The sequence below is a fragment of the Streptomyces viridochromogenes DSM 40736 genome (genome assembly GCF_000158955.1).
In the GTDB taxonomy this organism is placed as follows: Bacteria; Actinomycetota; Actinomycetes; order Streptomycetales; family Streptomycetaceae; genus Streptomyces; species Streptomyces venetus.
Genome location: NZ_GG657757.1, coordinates 227,693 through 238,258, shown reverse-complemented (window position 1 = coordinate 238,258; position 10,566 = coordinate 227,693). Strand labels below are relative to the sequence as shown.

General features: G+C 74.2%; 8 protein-coding genes and 1 pseudogene. 3 read left to right on the top strand and 6 right to left on the bottom strand.

Going from position 1 to position 10,566, the window contains the following annotated elements; all coding sequences use genetic code 11:
* A partial coding sequence (locus tag SSQG_RS01085; protein ID WP_039931726.1) for a serine hydrolase domain-containing protein occupies positions 1-844 on the top strand: 844 nt, incomplete at its 5' end.
* Positions 845-908: 64 nt separating this feature from the next.
* On the opposite strand, the gene SSQG_RS01080 is transcribed toward SSQG_RS01085, so the two are convergent.
* The 6 genes from SSQG_RS01080 to SSQG_RS01055 form a co-directional block, all read right to left on the bottom strand.
* Complete coding sequence (locus SSQG_RS01080; protein WP_003987793.1) at positions 909-2,276, bottom strand: carbohydrate-binding protein; 1,368 nt, start codon at positions 2,274-2,276, stop codon at positions 909-911.
* 145 nt (positions 2,277-2,421) lie between these two features.
* Positions 2,422-4,083: an alkaline phosphatase D family protein gene (locus tag SSQG_RS01075; RefSeq protein WP_003987792.1), complete on the bottom strand. Its 1,662-nt coding sequence runs from the start codon at positions 4,081-4,083 to the stop codon at positions 2,422-2,424.
* Positions 4,084-4,307: 224 nt separating this feature from the next.
* Positions 4,308-5,072: a metallophosphoesterase family protein gene (locus SSQG_RS01070; RefSeq protein ID WP_003987791.1), complete on the bottom strand. Its 765-nt coding sequence runs from the start codon at positions 5,070-5,072 to the stop codon at positions 4,308-4,310.
* Complete coding sequence (locus tag SSQG_RS01065; RefSeq protein ID WP_003987790.1) at positions 5,069-5,356, bottom strand: BON domain-containing protein; 288 nt, start codon at positions 5,354-5,356, stop codon at positions 5,069-5,071. The genes SSQG_RS01070 and SSQG_RS01065 overlap by 4 nt, the downstream gene beginning before the upstream one ends.
* 16 nt (positions 5,357-5,372) lie before the next feature.
* On the bottom strand, positions 5,373-6,050 hold the full coding sequence (locus tag SSQG_RS01060) for a nucleotidyltransferase family protein (protein WP_039931725.1): 678 nt from the start codon (positions 6,048-6,050) through the stop codon (positions 5,373-5,375).
* A gap of 208 nt (positions 6,051-6,258) precedes the next feature.
* Complete coding sequence (locus SSQG_RS01055; protein WP_158680978.1) at positions 6,259-6,996, bottom strand: hypothetical protein; 738 nt, start codon at positions 6,994-6,996, stop codon at positions 6,259-6,261.
* A gap of 272 nt (positions 6,997-7,268) precedes the next feature.
* On the opposite strand from SSQG_RS01055, the gene SSQG_RS41670 reads away from it, so the two are divergent.
* Positions 7,269-7,844, top strand: a complete 576-nt coding sequence (locus SSQG_RS41670; RefSeq protein WP_052310423.1) for a hypothetical protein — start codon at positions 7,269-7,271, stop codon at positions 7,842-7,844.
* A gap of 16 nt (positions 7,845-7,860) precedes the next feature.
* Positions 7,861-10,566, top strand: a pseudogene (locus SSQG_RS01045) (HAD-IC family P-type ATPase); the annotation flags it as partial.

Here is a 10,566-nt window from a genome sequence, read left to right as displayed (position 1 = left end):
CACCAAGACGTTCACCGGCCTGACGCTGGCCCGCCTGATCCACGGCGGCCTGCTGACCGGCGGCGAACCGGCCGCCGTCTTCCTGGACGCAGGCCGGCCCGCCGGCCCGGACCCGGTGACGCTCGCCCACCTCGTCACCCACACCTCCGGACTGCCCGCCCTGCCGGCCGGCTTCTACCTCCGCGGCCTGCCCGCCTGGCACACCAACCCCTACGCCCGCTTCCCCGCCGAGCGGGTCGTCGACACCTTCCTGCGGCACCGGCCGAGGCACCGGCCCGGCACCCGGTGGCGCTACTCCAACTACGGCGTCTCCGTACTCGGACACGCGCTCGCCGCAGCCACCGGCACACCGTGGCAGGACCTGCTCACCGAGCAGGTCCTGCGCCCGCTCGGCCTGCACGGAACGGCCCTGCGGGCGGACGGCTCCGGGCTCGACGCCACCGGACACGGCAAGGACGGCGTGTCACCCGTGCCCGCCTTCGACCCCGGAGGCTTCCAGGCGGCGGGCGCCGTACGGGCCACGCCGCACGACCTGCTCACCTTCCTCGAAGCGCAACTGGACCCGGCCGGCCTACCACCACAACTGGCCGCCGCCCTGCGCGCGGTGCGCCGTCCCGTGCTTCGCCGGGGCATCGGGCACCGCCACGTCCACACCATCGCCTGGTTCCGTCACCCGACCGGCGGCGGACCCATGTACTTCCACAGCGGCGCGACCCTCGGCCAGCAGGCGTTCCTGGGCTTCCGCCCCGACACCGGCACCGCCGTGGCCGCCCTGTGCACCCGTCGCTTCCGCGCCCACGACCCGTTCCTGGCCGCCGCGTACGCGCTGCTGGCCAAGGAGTAGCGGGGCCCGCCCGGCGCCGGTGCGGCAACCTGCCACACCGGCGCCGGACAGCCCTGACCCGTCGTCACACCCGCTGCCACAGCGCCGGAGTGCCGGTGGGCGCCCACGCGGCCTGGGCCTGGTGGGTCTGCAGGCACTGGTAGCGCACACCGGCGTGGGTCACCGTGGCGCCGGCCTCGTAGACCCGGCCCGCGGTCCACGTCGGGGCGGCGTTCTCCTGCGGCGCCGCGGCTGCCGCCGCGGCGGTCTTCAGGGTGAGGCCGTACTGGCTGAGCAGCGGATTGATCGGCTGGTAGAACGTGGTGCCGCCGCTCGCGCAGTCACCGCTGCCGCCGGACGTCACGCCCTGCGCCTGTGTGCCCGCGACGAAGGGCCCGCCGGAGTCACCCGGCTCGGCGCACACCGTCGTCTGGGTCAGCCCGTCCACCCTGCCCTCGGCATAGCTGACACTGGTGTCGTGTTGCTCGATCCTGCCGCAGTGCCAGCCGGAGGTGGAGCCGGAGCGGCACACGGCGGCGCCGACCAGCGCCTGGACCGAGCCGGTGATCTGCACGTTCTGCCCGCCCTCGCCCTTCACGTTCGCCGTCGCCGTCCACTGGTCGTTGACGGCCACCCAGGACATGTCCCTGCCGGGGAAGGTGGAGGCCTGGAACGTGCCCTGCGGCGCGTTGTTGTACCCGGTCGTGCTGTCGCCCGTCCGGCCGCAGTGGCCCGCCGAGGCGAAGCCCTGCTGCGTGCCCTTGGTGACGGAGAAGCCGACGGAGCAGCGGGCGGCACCGTTGATGTAGTAGGCGTCGCCGCCGGTGAGGTCCGTCAGGAGACGCGGCCTGCTCGCCGTCACCGTGACGCCCACGCTCTTGCCGTCCAGACCCGCGGCCTTGACGAACGCCGCGGCCGCGGCCTTGCTCCTGGCTTGCACCGTGACCCGGTTCAGCGGGACGTCGACGTACCACAGGGGCGTGTCGCGGGTGCTGACCCGGGTCGCCGCCGCGTCCAGCTTCCGCTTCGCCGCGCCGAGGTCGCGGAGCGTCCTCTTCACCACGGCCGCCTTCGCGCCCTGGGCCTTGATGGCGGGCACGTCCGCCGCCTGGGTGGTCGCCACGAACAGCTCCTGCGACGTCGTGCCGCGCAGCCAGGCCCCCGCGAAGCGGCTGCCCAGGGCGTTGCGCAGCCGTCCCGCCCGGGTGCCCGCCTCCGCCTCGTTGACCAGCCGCAGGGAGGCCTGTGCCGCGGTCAGCCCGAGGTCGCGCTCCATGGCGTGCACTACCGGAGCAGGCGGCCGGTCGGCACCGAGGGTCTGGGCGGCCGAGGGCTGCGGCCCGGCGGGGGGTGCCGGCTCGGCCGCCACGGCGGAGGGGATCCCGGTGGCGACGAGCACGCCTAGCACGGTCAGGGCCGCCCGGCGGCCGGTCACGGCATGTCTGTGGACCATTCGATGTGTCTCCTTCGGGCACGGTGGGACTGTCGCGAGGCCATAGGCCTTGCCGGAACGGCCCGGAGTGATGTCCCGGGCCGCCCCGTTTCGCGCTTTGGCGCGGGGAAGGGCGCCAAGTGCAGTACTGCGGGCACCGGGCGTGTCACGCGGGCTTCAGGCCGGGCGAACCCGCCTCCGTGACGAAGGACGCGGTCGTCGAGATGGTGCCCCCGGGCTTCGTGATGCCCGAGACGGTCCGGAAGTCGACCTGCCCCTTCTCGCGGTCCAGCTCGACCCTGAGGTAGCCGCGCCGGCCGTCGTAGTGCTTCATGTGGGGATTGGCCCTCATGTACGTGTCCCAGTTGGTGGGCTTCTGCGCCCCGTCGCCGCCGCTGGCGACGGAGGTGCAGGTGAACTCCGTGCCCAGCGTCCTGGACCGCGGGTCGTCGAAGTCGTCCTTGAGGTCGAAGGCGTACCCGACGTGGACGTCGCCGGTGAGGATCATCCAGTTGTCGATGCCGGCGTCCTTCGCCCCCGCCGTGACGCGGTCGCGCGAGGCGCGGTAGCCGTCCCAGGCGTCCATGGAGACCCGGGCCGGCGCCGTCAGGTCGAACTTGCGCTGGGCGAAGCACACCTGCTGGGGCATCACGTTCCACACCGCGCGCGAGGCCCGCCAGCCGTCCAGCAGCCAGCGTTCCTGCGCGGCGCCGGTGAGGGTGCGGGCCGGGTCGTCCGACTCGGTGCCCGGTGCGTGCGGCTGGTCCTTGTAGGCCTGGTCGGAGCGGTACTGGCGGGTGTCGAGGATGTCGAACTGGGCGAGCGACCCCCAGGCAAGACGGCGGTACAACCGGGCGTCGGGGCCCTGCGGCAGCTGCTCGGCGCGCAGCGGCTGGTTCTCCCAGTAGGCCCGGTAGGCGGCGGCGCGCCGTGCCAGGAACTGTTCCGGGGAACTGCCGTTCTCGGCGGCCGCCCCCGCGTAGTTGTTCTCCGTCTCGTGGTCGTCCCAGGTGACCAGGAACGGGTGCTGGGCGTGCGCGGCCATCAGGTCCGGGTCGCTCTTGTAGAGCGCGTAGCGCAGCCGGTAGTCCGCCAGGGTGGTGGTCTCGCGGTTGAACACGTCGGGCAGCGTGCGGTCGGTGTAGCGGCGGGCTCCGCCTGCCGAGTCCACGGCGTACTCGTACAGGTAGTCGCCGAGGTGGAACACCACGTCGACGTCCTCCTGTGCCAGATGCCGGTGGGCCGTGTAGTAGCCGTCCTGGTAGGCCTGGCAGGCCACGGCGGCCAACCGCATGCCGGAGGTGTCGCTGCCCGCGGCCGGTGCCGTACGGGTGCGGCCCGTGGGGCTGATCCAGGCGCCGACCCGGAACCGGTAGTAGTACCGGCTGTCCGGCTTCAGTCCCTTGACGTCGATGTGCAGGCTGTGGGCGTACTCGGGATGGGCCGTGGCGGCACCCCGCTGCTCGACCCGTACGAACCGCTCGTCCGTGGCCACTTCCCAGTCGACGACGACCCGCTCCTGGCCCAGGCCGCCGTCCTCCGCGAACGGCTCGGGCGCGAGCCGGGTCCAGATCAGCACCGAGTCGGGCAGCGGATCGCCGGACGCCACGCCGAGGGTGAAGGGGTCGGCGGCGATGCGGGCGGCGCGTTCGGGAGCGGCGGTGGCGCCGCGGGCCGGCCGGTTGGTGGTGAAGGCGAGCATCGCCGCGGCCGCGGTGACGGTCAGGAAACGGCGGCGGGCGACGTGCTGCGCCGCGGTGCGCAAGACGTCGTCGTGCGGGGAGAAGGCATGCTCGGACGGTGCGTTTCGACGGCCCGTCAGCGCCATCTGGTGTCCTCTCGTACGGGGCGGTCGCGCCCCGGGCGGGCGGGGACATTCGCCGACGTGCGGAGCGCGGAGCATGCATGCTAAGCAGACAAAATGCCTGGAATCGGCACGACTTGCGGAGCGTTCACACCAGAGGCGGTACGGGACGGTGCTCGGCAGGACCCGTCGCGGAAAAGGAAAACGCCGCCGGCGTCGGCCGGCGGCGGATGGGGGAGCGGGGGCGGCTAGCGGGCGGCCTGTGCGGCGGCACCGGTGGTCGCGTGGTCACGGACCGGCAGGTGGTAGACGTGGAAGGCCCGCCCGATGACCGGCTGGGCCACGTTGCGTACCCGCACGCCGCCGCTCGTCATACCGTGTTCCGAGCCGGCGTGCGCGTGCCCGTGCACCGCGAGGTCCGCGCCGGCCGTGTCGATCGCCTCGGCCAGCAGATAGCTGCCCAGGAACGGATAGATCTCCAGCGGCTCGCCCGCCAGTGTCTCCGGGACGGGGGAGTAGTGGGTCAGGGCGATCCGCGCGTCACAGCCCTCCTCGCCCAACCGCTCCAGAGCGGCCCGCAGGGCGTCGGCGCGTCGGCGCGAGTACCTGACGAACTCCTTCATGACCGGCTCGCCGAACTCCCCGGCGCAGCGGCCGACGAAGCCGCCGCCGAACCCCTTGGTGCCGGCCACGCCGATCCGTGACCCGCCGCTCTCCACTACCGTTCCCTGCCCTTCCAGGACGTGGGCGCCGACGTCCCGGAGGATGGCCGTGACCTCGTCGGGCTTGTCGTCGTGGTGGTCGTGGTTGCCCAGGACGGCGACCACCGGCACACCGAGGTCCCGGACCTCCTGGGCCACCACCCGGGCCTCCTCGGGGGTGCCGTGCCGGGTGAGGTCGCCGGCCAGCAGCAGGAGGTCGGCGCACTCGGGCAGGGTCTCGAAGGCGGGCCGGAGCAGGCCTCGGCTGTCCGGGCCCATGTGGATGTCTCCGACGGCTGCGATGCGGATCATGCGAGTTCCTCCGCGTGGTCGGGCGAGGACGTCTCGGTGACCACGAGGTCGCTGTGCACCGCGACCCCGGCGAGCTCCTCGTGGACGGTGCGCAGAATCTCCTCGCGGCAGGGCGCCGAGGGCACGGTGCCGGTGAGCAGCACCGTCTGGCCGCGGGCCTCGACCCGCACGCCCAGTTCACCGAGCTCACCGGAGGCGAGGCGGTCCTGGAGGTGGGCGATCCGATAGTCGAGGTTCTGCGCCGGCTCACTGCCGCCCGGGTGCTCCGGTCGATGGGTGCTCATGGATGTTCCTTCCGCATCAGATGACGTTCAGGCGCTCCAGAAGGAAGAAGAAGGCGGCGGGCATGGGCGCGTCCCCGCACTCGCGCCGCACCCGCTCCCAGTCGACCTTCTCGCGCAGGGCACGCGCGATGGGCAGCGCCGCCCCGAAGTCGCAGTGGTGCTCGGAGAAGGCGGCGACCAGGCTCCACAGCAGGTCGGTCGGCGCCAGTACGGGCATGCGCACCGAGTCGACCGACAGCTCCTCCGCCCGCTCCAGCATGTCCGCGCCGACCGGCTGGTGCGCCAGCTCGAAGATGATGTCGACAGGCTGGCCGAAACACGTGGCCTTGATCAGCCAGTCCTCCGGCGGGGTGTACACCGTCAGCCCGGCCTCGTGGAGCGTGGCCGCCACGGCATCCGCGTCCTCGGGGCGGATGGCGAAGTCGACGTCGTGCTGGAGGTTCTTCTCGCCGCCGTGGGCGTAGGCGGCGACGCTCCCGGCCAGCGCGAAGAGGTGCCCCTTCCGCTTCAGCAGGGCACCGACCTGCTTGGCCGCCTCCAGCAGTGCCTGGTTGCGGTCCAGGGGCAGTTCCTGCGGGGGTTCGGCGGCCTGCGGGTCCCGTGGTGGCGCGGGCTCGGACAGGTCCGGGGCCGTCCGGAGGCCGGTGACCCCCGGCCGCCGGACGAGCGTCGCGTCATCACCGTTCTGCGTCATGACCACTCCATTCGCGCCGAACCGGGCAGGCGCACTGCCACGCGCTGCCCGGACCCGAGACGGCCTGCTTGCCCGCTCTGAGTACCCGACGCTCCCGGGCCGACACGGAAGGCTGCCGGAGAGGCCCGGGCCACGGCCCGTTTTCGGGCACGGTCCGCCCGGCCGGGATGCCCCGGCCGGGCGGAGCGGTCACCCGCTGCCGGACTCGTCACCCGTCCTGGCCGGTCCTCCACCACGGCTCCCCACCGGAGGTGTCACGCAGCGCGTTCGTCGCGCAGTGCACCTCCCCGCCCGCGAGGTGCGACCAGGCGAAGTGGTCGGACGTGCTGCGCCCGCGCTCGGTGACGGTGAGGGTGACGGTGACCTCGCCGTCCCAGCGCCGAGGGTCGCGCACGATGTCGCGGCCCTCCAGGGCCAGTTCGACACCGGCCCGCAGCTCACGCGCCGTCAGCGGTCCGCGCAGCACCCGCAGCGCCCCGTCCCGCCTGACGAACAGGCGGGCGTACGGCCGCTGCGCGGGCGCCACCTCCACACGCCCCGAGGCCTGGTCACCGACCGTCGCGGGCGGGATCCGCAGCGGGGCGAGGTCCGCCTCGTCCCGGGCCCCGCCGACCCGCTCGTCCGCCGCGTCGTGGCAGGCCGCCAGCCGCTCGTCTACCGCCGGATCGATACGGTCCAGATCGCCGGGGCGCAGCCGGCAACGCCGCGCGTCGTCGTCGACGTTCGCGAGGAAGACCGCTCCGCGCCCCGGGTGCCACTCCTCCTCGCCCGCCTCGTCGGACGACCCCGTGACATCCACGCTGCCGTCCTGGTTCGCGTCGGCGCGCAGATCCGCGACCGCCGGTCCTTTCTCCACGGCCGCCGTCGTTCCGGTGGCGGCGACCAGCAGCGTCAGGGTGGCCACCGCGGTCCGGCACAGCACACGTGGCCTGGGGGTTTTGGGCATGACGAAGCTCCTCGGGGCGAGTGAAGGGCCGGTACGGAGGACGTCCAGGACCATGCTCGCCCGCGCTCGCCCGCCGTACATCCTGCTGCGCGCCGAGGCCGCGACTACGTCGAAGGGTCTACCGGGCAGCCGCACTCTCCTCCCCGTGAGGCGGCCGCTGCGCGCCCCGTAGGCCGCGCACGACAAGCATTCACTCCCATAAAGGCGGAATATGGGGCAAAAGGTTGGGAAGCCGGTTGAAGCCGCTGGACAACGCGCCCGTGGAGGTCGACATGAACCAGGAGACATCACGTTCGCCCGGTCTTCCGCAGCCATTGCGGGCCGTCGCCTCGGGACTGAGGCATCTGCCGGGTGCGGGGCACGTGGGCAAAGTCGCCGGGGGCACCCTGGAGCGGATCGAAGCGGTGTCGCCGCGCGGCCGCCGGATGGCCGTGTACGCCGGTGCGGGTGTGCTCGGCGTGGCCGGAGTGGTGGAGTGGCCGGTCGCGCTGACCGGCGCGGCCGTCGCCTGGCTGACCCGGCCGCGGCCCGGGCAGGAGCCCGACGGCGCGCCGCCGAACGGCCGCACGCAGGCCGTCCGGGCTCCTGAACGCCGCCCCGGGGCCGACGCGGAGGCCGAACCGGACACCTCGTCGTACGGCCCCGGCGACAAGCTCGCCTCGTCCCACTACCGGCACGACCCACCGGAACACCACGTCCACGAACAGCCCGCCAAAGTGGGCGACACCGCCACCGCCTCCGCACTGAAACAGGTCGCCGAGGCCACCGCGCACCACGACCCGCACGCCGAGGAGCACGACCGGGAGCAGGCCCACCCGCACGGACACGACAGCCGGTCCACCGGCTGAGTCGGGACAACAGCAGATGTTCACACGCTTCGACGCCGCCCCGCTCGTCGGGGCCGTGGCCGGGGCGGCCGCAGGCGCCGCCCGCAGCACTGCCCGGACGGTGACCTCCGTCTACGGCAGCACGCGCCGTGTCCGCAACGTGGCGCGCAACGCCCTGACCGGCGGACAGCACTGGACGGCGGGGCAGCGCGTCCACGTCGCCCTGCGGCGGGCCGAGGGCGAGGCCGGGCCCCTCGCCCGCAAGGTCGCCTGGGAACTGCTCGAACACCCGGACGTGGTCACGGCGTACTGGGACGAGGGGCTGTCCCGCCTGGTGATCACCGCCGTCGAGGACGCCGCCACCGACCGCGTCACCGAACGGGCCGCCGAGCTCGCCGCCCGTTTCGGTCTGAGCGAGGGCGCCGACCCGGTCGCCCAGGAGGCCACCCACCCGGGAGACCCGGGCGAGGTGCGCGCGACCGCGGCGGCGATCCTGCTGGACGCCGCCGGAGCGGCGGGTGCCCTGACCGGCCGGTCCCTGGTCCTGCCGCCCACCTCACGCGTCGTCACCGCCACCGTCACGCTGCTGCGGGAGAACCCCCGCTTCCGCGCCCTCCTCCAGCAGCGGTTCGGCAGGTCCGGCACGGAAATCGTCCTCGCCGCCGCCAACGCCGCCGCCCACGGGGCCGGACAGACCCCGCTGGCGCTCGTCCTCGACGGGGTGCTGCGCGGTGCCCAGCTCACCGAGGCCGTGTCCAGGGCCGCGGCCTTCGATGCGCTGCACGACGACCTCGTCCTCGAACGGCGCACCAGCCTGCCCTACCCCGCCGACACCCGTCCGCCGCTGCGGGTGACACCCGCCCAGGAGTACGCGTCCCACGCGAGCACCGGCAGCCTCGCCGGCGCCGCCGCAGCCCTCCTCGTCACGCATGACGCGACGGACGCGGCCGAAGCGGTCCTGGCTGGATCCCCGAAGGCGGCCCGATACGGCCCGGCCGCCTTCAACGCGACCCTCGGCACCTTCCTCGCCCACTCCAGGATCCTCGTGCGCAGCGGGGAGCGCCTGCGGCAACTGGAGATCGCCGACGCCCTCGTGCTGCACGCCGACGCCCTGCGCAGCCGGCGCCCCACGGCCGGCCACGACTCCGACGGCCTGCCCGACGACCCGGTCGACCCCTTCGCCGAGGCCGTCCTCGACGCCGCCCGACGGGCAGGACTGCATGTCGTGATCGTGGGCGGCTCCGATCTGAAGGACATCACCCGGCTCGCCGACGAGGTCGCCCCGAGCGGGAAGACCCTGACGGAGGTCGTACGAGCCCTCCAGGACGACGCTCACGTGGTCGTGACCGTGGCCCGGCTGAGCGAGTCCGGCGAAGGACACGTGGCGGCCGGGCTGCCCGCCGGCGACGTGGCCATCGCCCTCACCGACGGCCGGACGGCCGTCTCGTGGGGCGCCGACGTTCTGGCCCCGGGCGGACTCGCCGACGTCTGGCGGCTGCTGACGGCGATCCCCGCGGCCCGGCGCGTCGGACGCCGCTCGCAGACGCTGGCCCGCGCGGGCGCGGCCCTGTCCGGACTCCTGGTCGCCCGCGGCGGACAGGCCCCGCGCCGGCCCGGACTCTGGGCCCTCACCCGGCACGCGCCCGTCAACATCGCCGCCGCGAACGCCCTGCTCGCCGGCTGGCTGGAAGCCACCCGGGTGGCCCGGGCCACCCCGCCCCCGCCCCGGCTGCACATCCCCTGGCACGCCCTGGAGCCCGAAGAGGCCCGCGACCGGCTGGGGCCCACCGGCCCCGACGAGGAGCCTCGCGGCATCGCCCTGCTCGCCGACCGCTCACGACAGCAGGCGGCACACCTGGCCCGCCACCCTCTCCTGACCCCCGCCCGCTGGACCTGGCAGGCGACCGGCGCCGTACGCCGCGAACTCGACGATCCGCTCACCCCGGTCCTGGCCACGGGCGCCGTGGCCTCCGCGCTGCTCGGTTCGCTGATCGACGCGCTGCTGGTGGTCGGCGCCATGGACCTCAACGCCGTGACCGGCGGACTCCAACGGCTGCGCGCCGAGCAGGCACTGGCGCGGCTGGCCGCCCGCCAGCAGCCCAAGGCCCGCAGGCGGGAAGGCCGCACGCGCACGGTCACCGTCGACGCGGCCAGGCTGCGGCCCGGGGACGAGATCACCCTCGGCGCCGGCGACGTCGTACCGGCCGACGCGCGGCTGCTCGACATCGAGGGACTGGAGGTCGACGAGTCGGCGCTCACCGGCGAGTCGCTGCCGGTCACCAAGGCCCCCGACGCCACCCCCGGCGCCCCGGTGGCACAGCGCGCCGGCATGGTGTTCGAGGGAACGACCGTGGTGGCCGGGAACGCCACCGCGCTCGTCGTGGCCACCGGCGAGCAGACCGAGGCGGGCCGCGCCGTCACACTGGCCGCCCGCACCCCGCCGCCGGCCGGCGTACAGGCCCGGCTCCAGGAGCTGACCCGCAAGGCGCTGCCGGGGACCCTCACGGGCGGCGTGGCCGTGACCGGGCTCTCCCTGCTGCGCGGCAGCCCCGTACGGCGCGCCGTCAGCGGCGGAGTCGCGGTCGCCGTCGCCGCCGTCCCCGAGGGACTCCCGCTGGTGGCGACGGTCGCGCAGATGGCGGGCGGCCCGCCGGCTGTCCCGGCGCGGCGTCCTGGTCCGCACCCCGCGCACCCTGGAGGCGCTCGGACGGGTCGACACCGTCTGCTTTCGACAAGACCGGCA

What these genes read in the sequence shown, in the direction of transcription:
- SSQG_RS01080 (WP_003987793.1), bottom strand. Translation starts at nt 2,276, where the DNA reads ATGGTCCACAGACATGCCGTGACCGGCCGCCGGGCGGCCCTGACCGTG.
- SSQG_RS01075 (WP_003987792.1), bottom strand. Translation starts at nt 4,083, where the DNA reads ATGGCGCTGACGGGCCGTCGAAACGCACCGTCCGAGCATGCCTTCTCC.
- SSQG_RS01070 (WP_003987791.1), bottom strand. Translation starts at nt 5,072, where the DNA reads ATGATCCGCATCGCAGCCGTCGGAGACATCCACATGGGCCCGGACAGC.
- SSQG_RS01065 (WP_003987790.1), bottom strand. Translation starts at nt 5,356, where the DNA reads ATGAGCACCCATCGACCGGAGCACCCGGGCGGCAGTGAGCCGGCGCAG.
- SSQG_RS01060 (WP_039931725.1), bottom strand. Translation starts at nt 6,050, where the DNA reads ATGACGCAGAACGGTGATGACGCGACGCTCGTCCGGCGGCCGGGGGTC.
- SSQG_RS01055 (WP_158680978.1), bottom strand. Translation starts at nt 6,996, where the DNA reads ATGCCCAAAACCCCCAGGCCACGTGTGCTGTGCCGGACCGCGGTGGCC.
- SSQG_RS41670 (WP_052310423.1), top strand. Translation starts at nt 7,269, where the DNA reads ATGAACCAGGAGACATCACGTTCGCCCGGTCTTCCGCAGCCATTGCGG.